Below are 18,447 nucleotides of genomic sequence, written 5' to 3' on the forward strand. Positions count from 1 at the left end.
ACGAACCGACAAACTCGCCATCGCCTACCAGGCCGCACTCCACCTCGCCGGCATCCTCATCTGGACCCGACGCTGACCTAAGAGACAGAACCTAGTGGCAGCCGCAGGCGGCCAGTGCCGTGGCTGTCCTGTCGAGGGCCGTCTGGGCCTGCTGGGGGTCGGTCGTGTCGGACGCGAGGAAGGCGAAGGCGAGCAGGTGGCCGTCCGTGTCGACCACCGTGCCCGCCAGGGTGTTCACGCCGGTGAGCGTGCCCGTCTTCGCCCGGACGAGTCCGGCCGCGCCGTCGGTGTAGCGGTCGGCCAGGGTGCCGGTGAAGCCCGCGACGGGGAGGCCGGTGAGGACGGGGCGCAGGCCGGGGCGGGCGGGGTCGCCGGCCTTGGCGAGGAGGGCGGTGAGGAGGTTCGCCGTCAGCTTGTCCTCGCGGTCCAGGCCGCTGCCGTCGTGGAAGGAGGCGCCGGCCAGCGGCAGGCCGAGCTTGCGCAGCTGCGTGGCGATCGCCCTGGCGCCGCCCTCGAAGCTCGCGGGTTCGCCGCTCGCGAGAGCGGTCTGCCGGGCCAGGGCCTCGGCGATGTCGTTGTCGCTGTTGGTCAGCATGCGCTCGACGAGGACGGACAGCGGGGGCGAGGAGACACTGGCGAGGGTCTCGGCGCGGGCGGTCGCCTTGGAGGGACCGGGGGACGTCGTCCTGACGCCGGCGTCCGCCAGGTAGGCCGCGAACTTGGCGGCCGCGTCCGCCGCCGGGTCGGCCACCCGGGGCACCGGGCCGCTGGTGGAGCCGTCGGTGCGGCCCTCGTCGGCGGTCAGGGCGCTGACGGCGGCGAGGTTGTCGTTGACGCCGATGGGGTGCAGGGCGGGGCCGGTGAACAGTGTCGTGTCGTACGAGAGCGTGACCTTGTCGATGCCGCGCTCGCGGAGTGCCTGCGCGGTGCCGTCGGCGAGGGCGCGCAGGCCGGCCCAGCCGTCGGTCTTCTCGCGGGCGGTGAGGGTGGGGTCGCCGCCGCCGACGAGGACGAGTTCGCCGGTGTCGGGTTCGAGGGCGGCGCGGGTGGTGAGGCGGTGGTCGGCGCCGAGGGCGGACAGGGCGGCGACGGCGGTGGCGATCTTGGTGGTGGATGCGGGGGTGAGGGGGGTGTCGGCCTCAGTGCCGTAGAGGCGTTCGCCGGTCGTCACGTCGACGACGGCGGCGGCGTGGCTGCCGCCCGGCGCGAAGGCGTCCAGGAGGGGCCCCAGGACGTCCGAGAGGTCCTTTCCGCCGGGGGCGGCCTTCTTGGTGCCGACGGCGGCCTTGACGCCGCCGAGGCCCGTGAGGACCGGTGGGGCGCTCGGCGCGGGCCGCGGCGCCCCCGCCGTCGTGCCCGAGCGGCCGTGATCTGCGCCACCTGACCGCTCCAGGGCGGCGGCGCGGACCCGCTCGGCCGTACGCTGACCGTTGGCGTCCCAGGGGCCTGCCACGGTCACCGCACCGGCGGCCAGTGCCAGGCCCGCGGTGACGGCGCCCGCGGTGTACCGCCAGGTCCTGACGGTCTGCGGACGGGGGAGGTGCGCAGGCCCGAGCCGCACGGCGTTCGCCAACCGCGCGATCCGCGGTCGCGCGGCCGTCGTGGCCCGTGCCAGACGCGGTCGTACGGCGTTCGCGATCCGCACCACCTGCGGTCTCGCGGCTCGCCAAGGCCTCAGCTCTGGCACGACCACCAGCCCCTTTCGCGATCACACACCTGCGTGAGGGACACTTAACCACCAGAACTATGTGTTGATCATGGAGGAGCCACCGGTGGAGTTCGACGTCACGATCGAGATCCCGAAGGGTTCGCGCAACAAGTACGAGGTGGACCACGAGACCGGTCGGATCCGCCTGGACCGTCGCCTCTTCACCTCGACCGCCTACCCGACCGACTACGGCTTCGTCGAGAACACCCTCGGCGAGGACGGCGACCCGCTGGACGCGCTGGTCATCCTGGACGAGCCGACCTTCCCGGGCTGCCTGATCCGCTGCCGCGCCATCGGCATGTTCCGTATGACGGACGAGGCGGGCGGCGACGACAAGCTGCTGTGCGTTCCGGCCACCGACCCGCGGGTGGAGCACCTGCGCGACATCCACCACGTGTCGGAGTTCGACCGCCTGGAGATCCAGCACTTCTTCGAGGTGTACAAGGACCTGGAGCCCGGCAAGTCGGTCGAGGGCGCCAACTGGGTGGGCCGCACGGACGCCGAGGCGGAGATCGAGCGGTCGTACAAGCGCTTCAAGGAGCAGGGCGGCCACTGACCGGCCGGTTTGTCGTCCGCGGGCCGCGGCACCCTGCAGGGGTGGCGCGGCCCGTTTGCGTACCCATGCGCATACTGAGGCCTACGGAAGGTGTCGTTCAGGAAGCGGTGCGAGGTGACGGAGGCGGAGGACCGCAAGCCCCGGTCGGACGAGGCGCGGTACGACCCGGAGATCACGTCCGAGTTCGCCATTCCCGAGGGCCTCGACGTCCCCAGGGTGGGTGGCGAGTCGGAGACGACCTCCGAGTTCGCCGTTCCGAAGGGGCTGGAGGCGCCGCAGCCGCCGAGTCCGGAGCAGGAGGGCTCGGCGTTCAGCACGCCGCACACCTACGGCGCCAGGACCGCGCCGGGCGCGTTCACGCCGGCCACCGGGGTGCCGCTGGTCAGCCTGGTCAAGGACGCGCCGTGGCAGGACCGGATGCGCACGATGCTGCGGATGCCGGTGACCGAGCGGCCCGCGCCGGAGCCGGTGCAGCGCGTGGAGGAGGGCGGTCCGGCCGTCCCGCGGGTGCTCGACCTGACCCTGCGTATCGGGGAGCTGCTGCTGGCGGGCGGTGAGGGCGCCGAGGACGTGGAGGCCGCGATGTTCGCGGTGTGCCGGTCCTACGGCCTGGACCGCTGCGAGCCGAACGTCACCTTCACCCTGCTGTCGATCTCGCACCAGCCGTCGCTGGTGGAGGACCCGGTGACGGCGTCCCGGACGGTACGGCGGCGGGGCACCGACTACACGCGGCTCGCGGCAGTGTTCCGGCTGGTGGACGACCTGACCGACCCGGAGACCCATGTCTCCCTGGAGGAGGCCTACCGGCGCCTCGCGGAGATCCGCCGCAACCGGCACCCCTACCCCGGCTGGGCGCTGACCCTGGCGAGCGGGCTGCTGGCCGGCGCGGCCTCCGTGCTGGTCGGCGGTGACCTGATCGTGTTCGTCGCCGCCGCGGTGGGCGCGATGCTCGGCGACCGGCTGGCGTGGTTGTGCGCGGGGCGCGGGCTGCCGGAGTTCTACCAGTTCACGGTGGCGGCGATGCCGCCCGCGGCGATCGGTGTGGCGTTCGCGCTGGCGCACGTCGACGTGAAGGCGTCCGCCGTGGTCACCGGTGGGCTGTTCGCGCTGCTGCCCGGGCGGGCGCTGGTCGCGGGCGTGCAGGACGGACTGACGGGCTTTTACATCACCGCCTCGGCACGCCTGTTGGAGGTCATGTACTTCTTCGTCGGCATCGTGGCCGGGGTGCTGGTCGTCCTGTACTTCGGCGTGAAGGTCGGCGGCAAGCTGAACCCGGACGCGGCGCTGGCCGGCTCCGAACGGCCGCTGCTGCAGATCGCGGCCTCCATGGTGCTGTCGCTGACCTTCGCGGTGCTGCTCCAGCAGGAACGGTCCACCGTGCTGTGGGTGACCCTCAACGGAGGCGTCGCGTGGTCGGTGTACGGCGCGATGCACTACGCCGGCGACATCTCTCCGGTCGCTTCCACGGCCGTGGCGGCGGGGCTCGTGGGCCTGTTCGGGCAGCTGCTGTCGCGGTACCGGTTCGCGTCCGCGCTGCCGTACACGACGGCGGCGATCGGGCCGCTGCTGCCCGGTTCGGCGACCTACTTCGGGCTGCTGTCCATGGCGCAGAACGAGGTGGACAAGGGGCTGGTGTCCCTGGCCAAGGCCGCGTCGCTGGCCATGGCTATCGCCATCGGGGTCAACCTGGGGTCGGAGATCTCCCGGCTGTTCCTGCGGGTCGGCTCGGCCGGTAAGCGCAGGGCCGCGAAGCGGACGAGGGGGTTCTAGGCGCCTGCCGGCTCCGGGCGCCTCGGCCGTCGGCGACTACGGGTCCGTTGCGGCTCTCGCGCCCACGCGGCGCAGCCGCACCGCGCTTCAGCCCCGCGCCCCTTCAGTGGTTGCGGTGGTCGTACGGGTACTGGTTCCGGTCGTACTCGCTCTGGTCGTAATGCTGCTGCCCGTACTGCTGCTGGGGGTACTGCCGCTGGTCGTAGTACTGGTGGTCGTAGCCGCCCTGGTCCCAGTACTGCTGCTCCTGCTGCTGGTACGGCTGCTCGTACTGCTGCTCGTGGGGCTTGTCGTAGGGCTGCTCGTACGGCTGCTCGGGCTCGATGCGGCGCAGGCGGGTCGTGGCGTCGTCCATGACCGGGGGCTGCTGGTACGGGGCCGCCTGGGGCGGCCGCGGGGTCTGAGACCCGGTCTGTGCGGCCTTCTTGTTCTTGCTGCGCGCGCGGAGGAACTCGATCGCGATCGGGATCACCGAGATCAGGACGATCAGGATGAGGATCGCCTCGATGTTGGTCTTGACGAACTCGATGTTGCCGAGCCAGGAGCCGAGCAGGGTGACGCCCGCGCCCCACAGGACGCCGCCGATGACGTTGAAGGTCAAAAACGAGCGGTACTTCATGCCACTGACGCCCGCGATGATCGGCGTGAACGTGCGCACGATCGGCACGAAGCGGGCCAGGACCAGGGACTTCGGGCCGTACTTCTCGAAGAACTCGTGCGCTTTGGTGACGTTCTCCTGCTTGAACAGGCGTGAGTCGGGGCGGTTGAACAGGGACGGGCCGACCTTCTTGCCGAACATGTAGCCCGCCTGGTCGCCGAGGATCGCGGCGAGGCAGATCAGGGCGATCGCGGCCCACAGCGGGAAGTCGAGCTGGCCGGAGGTGATGAGCAGACCGCAGGTGAACAGCAGCGAGTCACCCGGCAGGAAGAAGCCGATGAGCAGGCCGGACTCGGCGAAGACGATGAGCAGCAGGCCCCAGATGCTGTAGGTGCTGAGCAGGTAGTTGGGATCCAGCCAGCTCGGGCCGAGGGCGAGTGTCATAACGGGTCCGGGCTCCTGAGGGGGATGAGGCGGCTTCGGCGGCTGACCGTCGACGGGGGCCGTACAAAGCTACCAACGCAAGGTCACCGCCCCAGGTTCCACCAGGGCCTCCAGGATGCACTGTGGGACGACTGGGCGAAAGCTGTGCCCCATGGGACTCGACGACCACGCCGGCGGCCAGGGGCAGCCGGTTCGGCGCCGGATCCAAGTCGACACCGGGGTGTGCGCGTCCGGCGCGCTGGTGGTCCTGGCCCGGAGTGACCCCCGTGCACAGCCGGGCCAGGACGGGTCGGGACGTCAGCCGGTGTGCCGGTCGGCGTTGGCCGTGATCGCGTCGCGCAGGTGCACGGCCAGGCCCGGCCGCAGGGAGTCGTAGTACGCCTTGAAGCGCTCGTCCGACACGTACATCTCACCGAAGCACCGGTGCATCTCGTACGGGCACTCGAAGAACCACCTGCTGATGTGCCGCCGGTGTTCCTCGGCCAGGTCCATGGCCGCCTCGCCGGTCGGCTGCTCCTGGGCGGCCACCAGGGCGGCGTACCGCTCGCTCCAGTCGTCGACCTCGGCTCGCAGCCGCTTCCAGTCCTCCTTGGAGTAAGTGGCGGCGCGGCGCTGCGACTCGGCGTACGCGTCCGTGTCGCCCCAGCGCTGCTCGGTCTCCTCTCGGTACTGCTCGGGGTCCTTGTCCCCGAAGACCTCGAACCGCTCCTCCGGCGTGAGGTTGATGCCCATCGTGCGTGCCTCCATGGCGTGCTCCACGGCCTCGGCCATCTTCTGCAGCTTCTCGATCCGGGCGGTCAGCAGTGCGTGCTGGCGGCGCAGGTGTTCGCGCGGGTCGGCGTCCGGGTCGTCGAGCAGGGCCGCGACCTCGTCGAGCGGGAAGCCGAGTTCCCGGTAGAACAGGATCTGCTGGAGCCGGTCGAGGTCGGTGTCGGTGTAGCGCCGGTGGCCGGCGTAGGTGCGCTCGCTGGGCACGAGCAGGCCGATCTCGTCGTAGTGGTGCAGGGTGCGCACCGTGACCCCGGCGAACCCCGCGACCTGTCCCACGGAGTAGCTCACTTTCCGCTCCTTGTCGTCGGTACGCGCTCCACGCTGAGGCCTCACGTCACGTGAGGTGCAAGCGGATCTCGTTCGGGATGTTGCGTGAGTTTTGTCCGCTTATGGTGAGCCAGTGGCCCAGGACACCGCGCAGCAGACGCCGCCGAGCGCTCCGACGGCCCCCGCGCGGGCTCTGCTGCCGTTCATCCTGCCCGCCGTCGTGGTGGGGGTGGCCGCGAGCCTGATCTACCTCGGGGTGAGCACCGCGGCGGAGAAGCTCCAGCACGTGCTGTGGGGGGCCCTGCCGGACGCGCTCGGGGTGGGCCGCTACTCGGTGTTGTGGATGTTCGCGGTGCTCGTGGCGTCCGGGATCGCCGTCGGGCTGGTGGTCTGGAAGGTCCCGGGGCATGCCGGGCCGGACCCGGCCACGATCGGCCTGGACGCCCCGGTCCTGCCGCCGGCCGTGCTGCCGGGCCTGGTGCTGGCGACCGCGCTGATGCTGGCGGGCGGCCCGAGCCTGGGCCCGGAGAACCCGATCATCGCCGTGAACGTGGGCCTCGCGGCCTGGCTCGGCGGGCGCCTTCTGCGCCGGGCGCCGGGCGCCCTGTGGCCGGTGCTGGCGGAGGCGGCGACGATCGGCGCGCTGTTCGGGACGCCGGTGGCGGCGGCGCTCGTCATCTCCGAGGCGCTGGCGGGGCGGCAGATGCGGGGCCGGCTGTGGGACAACCTGTTCGCGCCGCTGACCGCCGGCGCGTGCGGGGCCATGACGACCACCCTCGTGGCCCATCCGACCTTCGACCTGGGCCTGCCGCCCATGGGCCACCCGCGGGCGAGGGATCTTCTGGCGGCCCTCGTGATCGCCTCGGTGTCCGCGCTGCTCGGCATGTGCGCCGTCCGCGCCCTCCCGTACGTCCACGCGGCCTTCGGGCGGCTGCGGCACCCGATGCTGATGCTTCCGGCGGGCGGGCTCGTGCTGGGCGCCCTGGCGGCCCTGGGCGGCCATCTGACGCTGTTCAAGGGGCTGTCGGAGACGGCGGAGCTGGCCCGCGACCCGGCGGGCTGGTCGGCGGGGCAGTTCGCCGCGATGGCGGTGATCAAGCTGGCCGCGCTGCTGGTCGCCGCGTCCTGCGGTTTCCGGGGCGGGCGGATCTTCCCCGCGGTCTTCGCCGGCACCGCCCTGGGCCTGTGCGCCCACGCGCTCGTTCCGGCTGTGCATACCTCGCTGGGCGTGGCCACGGGCGTCCTGGGCATGCTCCTGGCGATCACCCGACAGGGCTGGGTGAGCCTGTTCACCGCGGCCGTCCTGGTCTCCTCGCCCAGCATCCTCGCCCTGCTGTGCATCTCCTCGCTGCCGGCCTGGCTGCTGGTGACGGGGCGCCCGCAGATGCAGCTGCGCGAGGACGGCAGCCCGGTCCGCTGACCCTTGCCCCCGTGTCTGCCTCATCTTCCTGGAGGAATGTCCATGGCTCTGCACAAAGGTCCCGAGAAGCAGGAGCGGCGGACGATGTCGGTCAACCCGTTCTTCGGGGAGGCCAACCCCGTCGGCGGCATGACCGAGGCCCCGCCCACGCACCGGCTGCCGGACGCCCCGCTGCCCCCGTCGACGGCGTACCAGCTGGTGCACGACGAGCTGATGCTCGACGGCAACTCCCGGCTCAACCTGGCCACCTTCGTCACCACCTGGATGGAGCCGCAGGCCGGGGTGCTGATGGGGGAGTGCCGGGACAAGAACATGATCGACAAGGACGAGTACCCGCGCACGGCCGAGCTGGAGCGCCGCTGCGTGGCGATGCTCGCCGATCTCTGGAACGCCCCGGACCCGTCGGCGGCGGTGGGCTGTTCGACGACCGGGTCGAGCGAGGCGTGCATGCTCGCCGGGATGGCGCTCAAGCGGCGCTGGACGAAGCGCAACGCCGACCGGTACCCGGGCGCGCGGCCGAATCTGGTCATGGGGATCAATGTCCAGGTGTGCTGGGACAAGTTCTGCAACTTCTGGGAGGTGGAGCCCCGGCTGGTCCCCATGGAGGGCGACCGCTTCCACCTGGACCCGCAGGCGGCCGTGGAGCTGTGCGACGAGAACACCATCGGGGTGGTCGGCATCCTCGGCTCCACCTTCGACGGGTCCTACGAGCCGATCGCTGAGCTGTGCGCGGCCCTGGACGGCCTTCAGGAGCGCACGGGGCTGGACATCCCGGTCCACGTGGACGGGGCCTCCGGCGGGATGGTGGCGCCCTTCCTGGACGAGGACCTGGTGTGGGACTTCCGCCTGCCGCGCGTGGCCTCGATCAACTGCTCCGGGCACAAGTACGGGCTGGTCTACCCGGGCGTCGGCTGGGCCCTGTGGCGGGACCAGGAGGCGCTCCCCGAGGAGCTGGTCTTCCGGGTCAACTACCTGGGCGGGGACATGCCGACCTTCGCGCTGAACTTCTCCCGGCCCGGCGCCCAGGTGGTGGCGCAGTACTACACGTTCCTGCGGCTGGGCCGCGAGGGCTACCGGGCGGTGCAGCAGTCCACGCGCGACGTCGCGACCTCGCTCGCCGGGCGGATCGAGGCGCTCGGCGACTTCCGGCTCCTCACGCGCGGGGACGAGCTGCCGGTGTTCGCGCTCACCACGACCGACGGCGTCACGGCGTACGACGTCTTCGACGTCTCCCGGCGGCTGCGCGAGGCCGGCTGGCTGGTGCCCGCGTACACCTTCCCGGCGAACCGGGAGGACCTGTCCGTGCTGCGGATCGTGTGCCGCAACGGCTTCTCGCACGATCTGGCCGACCTGTTCATGGACGACCTGGCCCGCCTGCTGCCGGAACTGCGCCGGCAGCCGCACCCGCTGTCCCGGGACAAGGGGGCGGCCACCGGCTTCCACCACTAGGGCCTGTCTGACCATTCCCGTCTGCCGCGCTTCGGGCAACGACGCGAATGGTCAGACAGGCCCTAGCGTCCCAGTCGCGCGAACTTCCGTACCGCCAGCGGGAAGAACACCGCCAGCAGTCCCAGCGGCCAGGCGACGGCCGCCCAGACGTGCCCCGGCTCGCCGCCCTGGCCGCCCAGCAGGTCCCGTACGGCCGTCGCCGTCCGGGACAGCGGGTTCCACCGCACGGCCGTACCCAGCCAGTCCGGCATGGAGTCCGGCACGGCGAAGGCGTTGGAGAGGAAGCCGACCGGCCAGACGAGGATCTGCACGGCCTGCACCATCTCGGGCCGCCCGGCGACCAGGGCGAGGTGGATGCCGACCCACAGCATCGCGAAGCGGAGCAGCAGGAGCAGGCCGACGGCGGCCAGGAACGCCCCGGTGCCGCCGTGCGCCCGCCAGCCCAGCGCGTACGACACCCCGGTCAGCAGGGCCAGGCCGGCCGCCGACTGGAGCATGTCGGCCGCCGAACGGCCCACCAGCACGGCTCCGTCGGCCATGGGCAGGGAACGGAAGCGGTCCATCACCCCCTTGTCGAGGTCCTGGGTGACGTTGAGCATCGTGCCCTCCAGACCGAAGGCCATGGTGAGCGCGAGCATGCCGGGCACCAGATAGTCGACGTAGTCGCCCGCCACGCCCCGGCCGCCGCCCACCAGGTAGCCGAACATCAGCAGCAGCATCACCGGGAAGACCAGCGCGACCAGCGCCTGCCCGGGCTGCCGGGCCCAGTGGGCGAGTTCGCGCCTGGTCATGGTCCAGCAGTCGGTCAGTACATAGGCGGTCACGCGGCCTCCTGCACTCGGTTCCGGTCGCCGGTGAGGTGCAGGAACACCTCGTCCAGGGTGGGGCGGCGCAGGGCGATGTCCGCGGCCTCGATGCCGGCGGCCTCCAGTGCCCGTACGACCCCGGAGAGGGCGGCCATGCGGTCGGTGACCGGGGCGCTGAGCAGCCGGCGGTCGGCGTCCACGGTCGCCCCGGAGACGGGCAGCAGGGCCACCGCGTCGGCGAGCCGGTCCGCGTCGCGCACGACGACGTCGATGCGGTCGCCGCCGGTGAGGGTCTTGAGTTCGTCGGGGGTGCCGTCGGTGACGACCCGGCCCTGGTCCACGAAGGCGACACGGTGGGCGAGCTGGTCGGCCTCCTCCAGGTACTGCGTGGTGAGCAGGATGGTCGTACCGGCGCCGACCAGGGAGCGGACCGAGGTCCAGACTTCGGCCCGGCCGCGCGGGTCGAGGCCGGTGGTGGGCTCGTCCAGGAACAGCACCTCGGGGTCGGTGATCAGGGAGACGGCCAGGTCGAGGCGGCGGCGCATGCCGCCGCTGTAGCGGGCGACGGGGGTGCGGCCGGTGCCGGTGAGGTCGAAGCGTTCCAGGAGTTCGGCGGCCCGTACGCGCGCGTGGCGGGCGCCGAGGTGGTGCAGGCGGGCGAACATCTCCAGGTTCTGCCGGCCGTCGAGCTGCTCGTCCAGGGCCGCGTGCTGGCCCAGCAGGCCGATGCGCCGGCGCACCGCGCGGGCGTCGGTCAGCACGTCGTGCCCGGCGACCACGACGCGGCCGCCGTCGGGCCTGAGCAGCGTGGACAGGATCCGCACCAGGGTGGTCTTTCCCGCGCCGTTCGGGCCGAGCACCGCGTGCACGGTGCCACGGGTGACGTGCAGGTCGAGCCCGTTCAGGGCCTGTCTGGTGCCGTAGGCCTTGCGTGCGCCCTCGACGGTGATCACCGTGTCGGCCATGCCACTCCCCTCGCTAGTCAATTTTGACTACCGGTGAAGGTAACGCCGTGGGCAGCATTCGTCAAACTTGATTAGCGGTCGTCCTCCGGATGCCGCTCCGCCGTGGCGTACGGGTTCTCCTCGTCGTCGGCGAGGACGCCGACGAACGGATCCCCCTCGTCGGCGAAGGTGTAGGCGCCGTCCTCGATCCGCTCGACGAGGCCACGGGTCCACTCGGCCTCGGAATCGGCCGTGTGGACCCACATGTTCATGATCTCGCCGATGTGGCCGTACTGTCCGGGGCCCTCCGCCGGCACGTAGTGCTCGATGACCGAGGCCCGCCACTCCTCGATCCTCCGGGTCCGCTCCTGCAGCAGCGCCACCGCCTCGGCCCTCGGCAGGTCGACCATGAAGCCGATGGCCGCCGTCTTCATGTCGCCCCTCTGGTCGTAGGTGACCAGCGCCTCGCGCAGCAGGGCGAAGTACTCCTCGGCGCCCTTGTCGGTGAGTTCGTACTCGGTGCGCGGCGGCCCGCCGGCCGTGGACGGCGCGATCTCGTGCGCGTGCAGCAGTCCCTGTTTGGCCATCTGCTTCAGGGCGTGGTAGATCGACCCCGGCTTGGCGTTGGACCACTCGTGCGCGCCCCAGTACTCCAGGTCGTTGCGGACCTGGTAGCCGTGGGCCCGCCCGTGCTGGCGGACCGCGCCCAGCACGAGAAGACGGATCGCTGACATGCGGTCCAGGTTATTGCCGTAGGGCTGCCCGCCCGCTCCCGGGCCACCGGCTATCCGGCTTGCTCCAGGGCCACCAGCTCGAACGCGGTCTTCCCGTCCAGGGACTCCCGGACGATGTCGGCGTGGCCGGCGTGCCGGGCCGTCTCCCGGATCAGGTGCAGGCACAGCCAGCGCACCGAGACACGGTCGTCCGGCGGGAACCAGGGGTCGTTCGGCAGCGGGAAGGTGTCGTCGAGGCTGGGCACGGACCGGACGAATTCCTCGGTCTCGGCCGCGACCCGCTCCCAGTACGCCAACTGCCCGGCCAGGGTCTCGCCCTCGGCCAGGGTGAAGCACTCGTGCCAGTTGGACTCGTCGCGCTTGACCGCCGGCGACTCGCCCTTGGCGCGGGCGACCCAGCCCTGCTCGACCTCGGCGACATGCTTGACCAGCCCGGCCAGCGACAGCTCGCTCGCGCTGGGGCGGGCCGAGGCCTGCTCGTCCGTCAGCCCCAGGACCGCCCGGCGGATGCCGCCGCGCTGTTCGGCGAGGAAGGAGAGCAGCGCCCCGCGCTCGTCCCCCTGGGCCTCCGCGCGCACGTGAGTGACCATGACCGGCCGCCTTTCATCGGGTCCGTTTCCCTGACACCGATGACGCTACGGGCCCTTGCGGTCAGCTTCTGTCCGCAAGGGCCCCGGCACTCCGGAGGAGCCTAGAAGGGGAAGCCGCTGCGGCCGTGCTGCACCGAGATCCACTTGATGGTGGTGAAGGCCTCCAGCGTCGTCTCGCCGTTCAGACGGCCGATGCCGGAGTGCTTCTCGCCGCCGAAGGGTACGAGCGGCTCGTCGTGGACGGTGCCGTCGTTCACGTGGAACATGCCGGTGTCGATCCGCTTGGCGAAGGCGACACCCCGCTCGATGTCACCCGTGTGGACGGCACCGCTGAGGCCGTACGGGGTGTCGTTGACGATCCGGACCGCCTCCTCCTCGCCGTCGAACGGGATGAGGAAGACCACCGGGCCGAAGACCTCCTGCCGCAGCAGCGCGGAGTCGGCGGGGACATCGGTGAGCACGCTGGGCTCGACCAGGTTGTTGGTCGTGGTGCCCCGCACGAGGGCCGTGGCGCCCTCGGCGATCGCCTGCTCGACGGTGCCCGAAAGGGCGTTCGCCTGCGCGGAGTTGATCACCGGGCCGATGACGGTCTGCGGGTCGCGCGGGTCGCCGACCTTGAGGGTCCTGACCTTGGCGACGAACTTCTCGGTGAACTCGTCGGCGACGGCCCGGTCCACGAGGACCCGGTTGGCGGCCATGCAGACCTGGCCCTGGTGCACGAACCGGCTGAAGACCGCCGCGTCCACCGCGTAGTCGAGGTCGGCGTCGTCCAGCACCACCAGGGCGCTGTTGCCGCCCAGTTCGAGCACCGAGCGCTTGAAGTGCTTGGCGCAGACGGTGGCCACGTGCCGGCCGACCTTGTCGGAACCCGTGAAGGAGATGACCTTCGGGATCGGGTGCTCGAGGAACGCGTCGCCGATCTCGGCGATGTCGGTGACGACCACGTTGAGCAGGCCGCCGGGCAGCCCGGCGTCCTCGAGGATCTTGGCGATCAGGGTGCCGCCGGCGATCGGGGTGTTCTGGTGCGGCTTGAGGACCACGCCGTTGCCGAGCGCGAGGGCCGGGGCGACCGACTTCAGCGACAGCAGGAAGGGGAAGTTGAAGGGGCTGATCACCCCCACGACCCCGACCGGCACCCGGTAGACGCGGTTCTCCTTGCCGTCGGCCGGGGAGGGCAGGATCTTGCCCTCGGGGCGCAGCGCGAGGTGGATCGACTCGCGCAGGAACTCCTTGGCGAGGTGCAGTTCGAAGCCGGCCTTCACGCGCGTGCCGCCCAGTTCCGCGATGATCAGGTCGGCTATCTCCTGCTCGCGGTCCTCTATCAGCCGCAGCGCCCGCTCGAAGACCGCGCGCCGGGTGTAGGGGCTGGTCTGCGCCCACTGCTTCTGGGCGCGGGCCGCGGCCTGATAGGCCTGGTCCACCTCGTCGACCGTGGCCACCGTGATCGAGGCCAGCTTCTCGTCGTCGTAGGGATTGAAGTCGATAACGTCCCAGGAGCCGGTGCCCGGACGCCACTCGCCGTCGATGTACTGCTGGGCCAAGTCGGTGAAGTAGGACGACATGTGATCCCTCAATCGCTAGCGGACACCAGAGCTACGCCATGCCTGATCGCATGTCATCGTACTTGTGTCGTAAGAGAGTTGAGGGGGAGCTCTCAAGACAGCTGGAGCAGACCTCGCAGCAGATCCCGGCTCTCGTCGGGGCCCGGGCTGTCCTGCTGCAGTTCCTTCAGGGCCTGCTCGTACTGGGCGACGTCCTCGCGCTTGTCCAGATAGAGGGCGCTGGTCAACTGCTCCAGGTAGACCACGTCGGACAGATCGGCGTCGGGGAAGCTGAGGATGGTGAAGGCGCCGCTCTCGCCGGAGTGCCCGCCGAAGCTGAACGGCATGATCTGCAGCCGTACGTTGGGCCGCTGGGAGATGTCGATCAGGTGCTGGAGCTGGCCGCGCATCACCTCGCGGTCGCCGTAGGGGCGGCGCAGGGCGGCCTCGTCCAGGACGATGTGGAACTCGGGGGCGTTGTCGGAGAACAGGTACCGCTGCCGCTCCAGGCGCAGCGCGACCCGCCGTTCGACGTCGGCGGTGCTCGCGCCCTTCATGCCGCGCCGGACCACCGCGCGGGCGTACTCCTCGGTCTGGAGCAGACCGTGCACGAACTGCACCTCGTAGACGCGGATCAGGGCGGCGGCGCCCTCCAGACCCACATAGGTGGGGAACCAGCTGGGCAGGACGTCGGTGTAACTGTGCCACCAGCCGGCCACGTTGGCCTCGCGTGCGAGGGAGAGCAGCGACTCGCGCTCGGCCCCGTCGGTGATGCCGTACAGCGTCAGCAGGTCTTCGACGTCCCTGGTCTTGAAGCTCACCCGGCCCAGCTCCATCCGGCTGATCTTCGATTCGGAGGCGCGGATCGAGTACCCCGCCGCCTCACGCGTGATCCCCCGTGCTTCACGCAGTCGCCTGAGTTGCGAGCCGAGCAGCATCCGCCGCACCACCGATCCGGGCTCTCCCGCGCTCACCTTCGCCAGCCTCCCCAAACCGTCTTCAGGGCCCGCAGTCTGCCACTAAAACACTTCGAGCAGTACTCGCACGGTTACGGAAACGGAAAGAGGTCGGCCGTTTCCGCCCGCTCGCGACCGGGAACAGGTCGCGACCACTGACGAAACCGTGGTGAAGATGGCAGAAAAAATGGCCAAGAAGCGGTACGGGCATGCCCATTTCGGTCACGTGCACGTGCATCTGCCCTTGCATCTGCTCTTCGCTTCCGAAACCATGGTGCCGCGCCACCGCTGCATCGCAACGACCGCGAATCCCGGGAGTGCCTCGCATGGGGACGAATGGATCGACCATGCTCAAGCCGTTACGGCAGGGCCTTCCGCCGCTGGACCCCGCAGCCGTGTCCGATGCCGCCTCCTGTGCCCTGCCCGCCCGCTACGAGGCGGTGCGCGAGGCCCGGCGCTTCACCCGCGACACGCTCGACCAGTGGGACGTCGGCGACCGCTTCGACGACATATGTCTCGTCGTCTCCGAACTGGTCACCAACGCCCTGCGTCATGCGCTGCCGACCGACCAGGGCCGCATGGACGAGCGCGGCACGTCCGTGCGGCTGCACCTGATGCGCTGGACCGAGCGGCTGGTGTGCGCGGTGCGCGACCCGAGCCACGAGACCCCGGTCCCGCGGGACTCGGACGACTTCTCTGCCGAGTCGGGCCGCGGCCTGTTCCTCGTCGACTCCTTCGCCGACAGCTGGGGCTGGCACCCGCTCGCAGGCACCCTCGACGGCAAGGTCGTCTGGGCGATGTTCCGGCTCCGGTCGGCCGGCTGACACTCCACGGCACCGACGGACGCCGCTTTTCTACGCGCGTCACCGCAGGCTCGCCGACGGCATGGACATCGTTGCCACCGGAGGCATGCCGGGGCCAGGGCGGTCAGCCGGCTATCAGGTGGTCGAACTCGCCGTCCTTGACACCGAGGAGCATGGCCTCGATCTCCGCCCGCGTGTAGACGAGCGCGGGCCCGTCCGGGAAACGCGAGTTGCGTACGGCGACCTCGCCCCCCGGCAGCCGCGCGAACTCCACACAGGAGCCCTGCGAGTTGCTGTGCCTGCTCTTCTGCCAGGCCACCCCGTCCAGCTGCGTGGCAGCCATGCCGTTGTACACGTCATACCCCCCGTAAACGCCGTCAACGTCGCGGTCCACAGGTCGCTCCCCGGTGGTGCACTGGCTGATGTGGCCATAGATGCGGTGGTCAACTGATCCGGATCATAACCCCGTTCACGTGCAGATGCTTGAGCAGATGCACGTGCACGGGCGGTGGTCCCGCGGTTACAGCTTTGACGTGCGCTTTACCCGATCTGGTCCAGCGTCTGCCCCAGAGCGGGCAGGACATGCACCTTCCAGCCTCCGCCCATGATCGTCCGCGCCATCATCTGGGCCGGGTCGTCCGGATCGAATCCCTCGTGCACTAGGAAGAGACGCGTACCGCGCCCTTCCTGTTCCAGCATCCAGGTGATGGTCCAGTCCGCGGGGTTGGCCGGATCGGCGTCCGCCCACCGCAGGGACAGCATCCGCTCGGTGTCGTAGGCGAGCACACGCACCTCCACGACTCCGGAGAAGCGGGAGTTGGGACGCGGGACGGAGGTCATCCGGTACCGGTGGCCGACCTGGAGCCGGAAGTCCTCGGCGCCCGGCATCTGCCAGCGTGCGAGCAGCTCGGGGTCGGTCAGGGCGCGCCAGACCTTGGCGGGCGGATGGGGGAAGAACTGGTCGACGCGGATCGTGGTGAGGTCGTCGTCCGCGCCGCTCTCAGGTGCTGTGCTCATGACTGGTCATCGTCGGGCATACGGTCGAGCAGGTCGCCGAGGTCCTTCAGTCGCTCGCGCCAGAACCGCTCGTACGGATGGAGCCAGTCCTGCACCTCGGCGAGCGGGGCCGCCTCGAGGCGGTAGATGCGCTGCCGTCCGGAGCGCTGTTCGCGGACGAGGCCGGCCTCCCGGAGCACCTTGAGGTGTTCCGAGAGGCTCGGGCGGCGCATGTCGAAGTGATCGGCCAGGGCCTGCACGGGCTGCGGTCCGCGCTCGCGCAGCAGGCGCAGCACCTCGCGGCGGGTGGCGTTGGCGAGCGCGGCGAAGACACGGTCCTCGGCGGCGGCCTCTCGGGCCCCGGCTGCGGGCATGGCCGGCCTTTCTACTGGTGAGCCTCCGTGAGCAGCATCAGACCGTTGCCGTCCGGGTCCCGCAAGGAGGCCATCCGCCCCCACGGGTGCTCGTCCGGGCCCTGCACCTCGGTGCCGGCCTCGGCGAGCCGCGCGCAGTCGGCGTCGACATCGGTCGTCACCAACATGATCCCCCGGGCCGAGCCGGGCTCGAAATCCCCCATCCCCGGCCCGGCCAGCGTGAAGACGGTCTGCGCGCCCTGGGGCGCGACCTGGAGCCACCGCCCCGGCGGCATCCGCACGTCGGCGGTGACCTCGAAGCCGAGGACGTCCCGATAGAAGCGCAGGGCACGGTCCTGGTCGGTGACGGGGATGGTGACGAAGGAGGCGTGGGTGATGGTCATGCGCACCACGATAGGTAGGAAATTCCCTACGAGTCAAACGTAGGGAATCTCCTACCTGTATGCCGGCCGACACTCGCCGGCGGGACGCGTAGGGCAGCAGCGCCCTCTCACGCGCGTTCTTGACGGCCCGGGCCGGCAGCCGCTGCTGCTGGACGGTGACCCGGGTGACCCGGCGGCTGCGGATCTTGCCGCGGGCGGAGAGGAACTTCCGCAGCAGGTCGGTGTCCTGGTAGTCGCCGTAGGTCACGCCGGCCCGGTCCAGCGGGTCGGGCCGGCTCCTGGCGGGCTTGCGGTCGCTCGTGCGAGGCATCAGACCTTCAGCAGGGTGTCGAAGGCGGGCGGCAGGTTCTGCCGGGCGTCGCGCCCGGCGGCGTACTCGGCGGTGAAGGAGATCATCCGCCACCCCTCCTCGACCGAGGCCGAACGGCTCGCCGCGCAGCGGGAGTTGCGCAAGCAGCCGCGGGACGCCGGCGCCACGCGCGTGCGCAACCGCGACCAGGTGGACGGCCGTCCGCGCGGCTATGTGCGCGCCTTCGCACTCTCCCGGGTGGACCTGCGCGAGCAGGCTCACAAGGGATTGCTGCCCGGCGTCCGGAAGTCCTCCTGGTAACTGCTGGTAGCTTGCTGCGGGCCGTCCGGCCGAGGGCGGCCGGACGCTACAGCTTGGGAGCTTTCCGGTGACTTCTGCGACGGCGAGAGTGCGGAGCGCGGCCCTGGCCGCGGGAGTGGCAGGCGCCCTGGCGCTGACGGGGTGCAGCGGCGGCGACTCGAAGGACGGCTCCTCGTCCTCGCCCAGCGCCACCACGGCCCCGACGTCCAGCACGGGAACCCCGGGCGTGACCGGCGCCTCGGCCGAGCTCCAGGGCAGCTGGATCACCACCGCCGGCGGCAAGATCGTGGCCCTGGTGATCGACGGGAAGAAGGCCGGGGTCTTCGCGACCGGCGGGACCGTGTGCAGCGGGACCGCCGGCACCGAGGCCGGCATGCGGATGATCCATCTGACCTGCACCGACGGCAGCAAGGACCGGGTCACCGGGATGGTCGACTCGGTGGACGACAAGGCCATGAAGGTGACCTGGTCGGGCAAGCTCGGCCAGGAGACGTACACCAGGGCCGAGGGCGGCAAGCTGCCGTCGGGACTGCCGACCCAGCTGAAGCAGTGACGCGGCGCGGAACAGACCCGGTTCGACGCGGTGATCCGGAAGGTGAGCCAGACGTGGTGATCCGGAAGGTGACCGGACCCGGTGATCCGGAAGGGCGCCCGACGTCGTGATCTGCGAGGTCACCCGATGCGGTGGTTCGGAAAGGCGCCCGAAGCGGTGATTCGAGAGGGGTGC

20 protein-coding genes and 1 pseudogene are annotated in these 18,447 nt (G+C 70.8%); 7 read left to right on the plus strand and 14 right to left on the minus strand.

The genetic code is table 11. From position 1 onward, the window contains the following. Positions 1-91: 91 nt before the first annotated feature. Positions 92-1,648, minus strand: coding sequence for a D-alanyl-D-alanine carboxypeptidase/D-alanyl-D-alanine-endopeptidase (gene dacB, locus ACGFRF_RS13650; protein WP_393740128.1), 1,557 nt, complete (start codon positions 1,646-1,648; stop codon positions 92-94). A gap of 124 nt (positions 1,649-1,772) precedes the next feature. Between dacB and ACGFRF_RS13655 the strand changes: the two genes are divergently transcribed. Together ACGFRF_RS13655 and ACGFRF_RS13660 are read left to right on the plus strand one after the other, a co-directional pair. After that, positions 1,773-2,264 (plus strand): inorganic diphosphatase, encoded by a 492-nt coding sequence (locus ACGFRF_RS13655; protein ID WP_029381130.1) that lies wholly within the window; start codon positions 1,773-1,775, stop codon positions 2,262-2,264. A gap of 114 nt (positions 2,265-2,378) precedes the next feature. Next, positions 2,379-4,034 (plus strand): threonine/serine exporter ThrE family protein, encoded by a 1,656-nt coding sequence (locus ACGFRF_RS13660; protein WP_393739388.1) that lies wholly within the window; start codon positions 2,379-2,381, stop codon positions 4,032-4,034. A gap of 103 nt (positions 4,035-4,137) precedes the next feature. Here the strand turns inward: ACGFRF_RS13660 and ACGFRF_RS13665 are convergent, their stop codons facing one another. Then, entirely contained in the window at positions 4,138-5,076 is a 939-nt protein-coding gene (locus ACGFRF_RS13665) for a DedA family protein (RefSeq protein WP_393739390.1), read from the minus strand. A gap of 297 nt (positions 5,077-5,373) precedes the next feature. Further along, a complete protein-coding gene (locus tag ACGFRF_RS13670) occupies positions 5,374-6,135 on the minus strand; it encodes a MerR family transcriptional regulator (protein WP_393739392.1) in 762 nt (253 codons plus the stop codon). A 112-nt stretch (positions 6,136-6,247) separates the two neighbouring features. On the opposite strand from ACGFRF_RS13670, the gene ACGFRF_RS13675 reads away from it, so the two are divergent. Then, positions 6,248-7,534 carry an ion channel protein gene (locus ACGFRF_RS13675; RefSeq protein ID WP_393739394.1) on the plus strand — a complete coding sequence of 429 codons (1,287 nt, stop codon included), beginning with the start codon at positions 6,248-6,250 and terminating at the stop codon, positions 7,532-7,534. Between the two features lie 42 nt (positions 7,535-7,576). After that, on the plus strand, positions 7,577-8,983 hold the full coding sequence (locus tag ACGFRF_RS13680; RefSeq protein ID WP_393739396.1) for a glutamate decarboxylase: 1,407 nt from the start codon (positions 7,577-7,579) through the stop codon (positions 8,981-8,983). A gap of 62 nt (positions 8,984-9,045) precedes the next feature. Here the strand turns inward: ACGFRF_RS13680 and ACGFRF_RS13685 are convergent, their stop codons facing one another. The 6 genes from ACGFRF_RS13685 to ACGFRF_RS13710 all read right to left on the minus strand — a co-directional run bounded on the left by ACGFRF_RS13685 (position 9,046) and on the right by ACGFRF_RS13710 (position 14,536). Then, positions 9,046-9,807, minus strand: coding sequence for an ABC transporter permease (locus ACGFRF_RS13685; RefSeq protein ID WP_393739398.1), 762 nt, complete (start codon positions 9,805-9,807; stop codon positions 9,046-9,048). Continuing rightward, positions 9,804-10,754, minus strand: a complete 951-nt coding sequence (locus ACGFRF_RS13690) for an ATP-binding cassette domain-containing protein (protein ID WP_393739400.1) — start codon at positions 10,752-10,754, stop codon at positions 9,804-9,806. Before ACGFRF_RS13690 ends, ACGFRF_RS13685 begins: the two co-directional genes overlap by 4 nt. Positions 10,755-10,825: 71 nt before the next feature. Then, positions 10,826-11,467: a PadR family transcriptional regulator gene (locus tag ACGFRF_RS13695; protein WP_393739402.1), complete on the minus strand. Its 642-nt coding sequence runs from the start codon at positions 11,465-11,467 to the stop codon at positions 10,826-10,828. Positions 11,468-11,517: 50 nt separating this feature from the next. Next, positions 11,518-12,057, minus strand: coding sequence for a DinB family protein (locus ACGFRF_RS13700; protein WP_393739403.1), 540 nt, complete (start codon positions 12,055-12,057; stop codon positions 11,518-11,520). A 101-nt stretch (positions 12,058-12,158) separates the two neighbouring features. Then, entirely contained in the window at positions 12,159-13,619 is a 1,461-nt protein-coding gene (locus tag ACGFRF_RS13705) for an aldehyde dehydrogenase family protein (protein ID WP_393739405.1), read from the minus strand. Between the two features lie 92 nt (positions 13,620-13,711). Then, on the minus strand, positions 13,712-14,536 hold the full coding sequence (locus ACGFRF_RS13710; protein ID WP_393740130.1) for a helix-turn-helix domain-containing protein: 825 nt from the start codon (positions 14,534-14,536) through the stop codon (positions 13,712-13,714). A gap of 344 nt (positions 14,537-14,880) precedes the next feature. Between ACGFRF_RS13710 and ACGFRF_RS13715 the strand changes: the two genes are divergently transcribed. Continuing rightward, positions 14,881-15,378 carry an ATP-binding protein gene (locus ACGFRF_RS13715; RefSeq protein ID WP_393739407.1) on the plus strand — a complete coding sequence of 166 codons (498 nt, stop codon included), beginning with the start codon at positions 14,881-14,883 and terminating at the stop codon, positions 15,376-15,378. 103 nt (positions 15,379-15,481) lie between these two features. Here the strand turns inward: ACGFRF_RS13715 and ACGFRF_RS13720 are convergent, their stop codons facing one another. The 5 genes and pseudogenes from ACGFRF_RS13720 to rpsR all read right to left on the minus strand — a co-directional run. Further along, positions 15,482-15,751 carry a DUF397 domain-containing protein gene (locus tag ACGFRF_RS13720; protein WP_014674096.1) on the minus strand — a complete coding sequence of 90 codons (270 nt, stop codon included), beginning with the start codon at positions 15,749-15,751 and terminating at the stop codon, positions 15,482-15,484. Between the two features lie 146 nt (positions 15,752-15,897). Beyond that, positions 15,898-16,374, minus strand: coding sequence for an SRPBCC domain-containing protein (locus ACGFRF_RS13725; RefSeq protein ID WP_393739409.1), 477 nt, complete (start codon positions 16,372-16,374; stop codon positions 15,898-15,900). Then, positions 16,371-16,727, minus strand: a complete 357-nt coding sequence (locus ACGFRF_RS13730; protein ID WP_393740132.1) for an ArsR/SmtB family transcription factor — start codon at positions 16,725-16,727, stop codon at positions 16,371-16,373. Before ACGFRF_RS13730 ends, ACGFRF_RS13725 begins: the two co-directional genes overlap by 4 nt. An 11-nt stretch (positions 16,728-16,738) precedes the next feature. Beyond that, positions 16,739-17,110 carry a VOC family protein gene (locus tag ACGFRF_RS13735; protein WP_393739411.1) on the minus strand — a complete coding sequence of 124 codons (372 nt, stop codon included), beginning with the start codon at positions 17,108-17,110 and terminating at the stop codon, positions 16,739-16,741. A gap of 79 nt (positions 17,111-17,189) precedes the next feature. Further along, positions 17,190-17,420, minus strand: a pseudogene (gene rpsR / locus ACGFRF_RS13740) (30S ribosomal protein S18); the annotation flags it as partial. Between the two features lie 15 nt (positions 17,421-17,435). On the opposite strand from rpsR, the gene rpsN reads away from it, so the two are divergent. Then, positions 17,436-17,720 (plus strand): 30S ribosomal protein S14, encoded by a 285-nt coding sequence (rpsN, locus tag ACGFRF_RS13745; protein WP_393739413.1) that lies wholly within the window; start codon positions 17,436-17,438, stop codon positions 17,718-17,720. A gap of 67 nt (positions 17,721-17,787) precedes the next feature. Beyond that, complete coding sequence (locus tag ACGFRF_RS13750) at positions 17,788-18,273, plus strand: hypothetical protein (RefSeq protein WP_393739415.1); 486 nt, start codon at positions 17,788-17,790, stop codon at positions 18,271-18,273. Positions 18,274-18,447 lie beyond the last annotated feature (174 nt).

Origin of the sequence: Streptomyces sp. NPDC048521 (assembly GCF_043199855.1) — a bacterium.
In the GTDB taxonomy this organism is placed as follows: Bacteria; Actinomycetota; Actinomycetes; order Streptomycetales; family Streptomycetaceae; genus Streptomyces.

Bases quoted from the DNA above. Each gene is read 5' to 3' on its own strand.
- ACGFRF_RS13710 (WP_393740130.1), bottom strand. From the start codon at position 14,536: ATGCTGCTCGGCTCGCAACTCAGGCGACTGCGTGAAGCACGGGGGATC.
- ACGFRF_RS13725 (WP_393739409.1), bottom strand. From the start codon at position 16,374: ATGAGCACAGCACCTGAGAGCGGCGCGGACGACGACCTCACCACGATC.
- ACGFRF_RS13680 (WP_393739396.1), top strand. From the start codon at position 7,577: ATGGCTCTGCACAAAGGTCCCGAGAAGCAGGAGCGGCGGACGATGTCG.
- ACGFRF_RS13735 (WP_393739411.1), bottom strand. From the start codon at position 17,110: ATGACCATCACCCACGCCTCCTTCGTCACCATCCCCGTCACCGACCAG.
- ACGFRF_RS13715 (WP_393739407.1), top strand. From the start codon at position 14,881: ATGGGGACGAATGGATCGACCATGCTCAAGCCGTTACGGCAGGGCCTT.
- ACGFRF_RS13665 (WP_393739390.1), bottom strand. From the start codon at position 5,076: ATGACACTCGCCCTCGGCCCGAGCTGGCTGGATCCCAACTACCTGCTC.
- ACGFRF_RS13705 (WP_393739405.1), bottom strand. From the start codon at position 13,619: ATGTCGTCCTACTTCACCGACTTGGCCCAGCAGTACATCGACGGCGAG.
- ACGFRF_RS13695 (WP_393739402.1), bottom strand. From the start codon at position 11,467: ATGTCAGCGATCCGTCTTCTCGTGCTGGGCGCGGTCCGCCAGCACGGG.
- ACGFRF_RS13730 (WP_393740132.1), bottom strand. From the start codon at position 16,727: ATGCCCGCAGCCGGGGCCCGAGAGGCCGCCGCCGAGGACCGTGTCTTC.
- ACGFRF_RS13700 (WP_393739403.1), bottom strand. From the start codon at position 12,057: ATGGTCACTCACGTGCGCGCGGAGGCCCAGGGGGACGAGCGCGGGGCG.
- ACGFRF_RS13690 (WP_393739400.1), bottom strand. From the start codon at position 10,754: ATGGCCGACACGGTGATCACCGTCGAGGGCGCACGCAAGGCCTACGGC.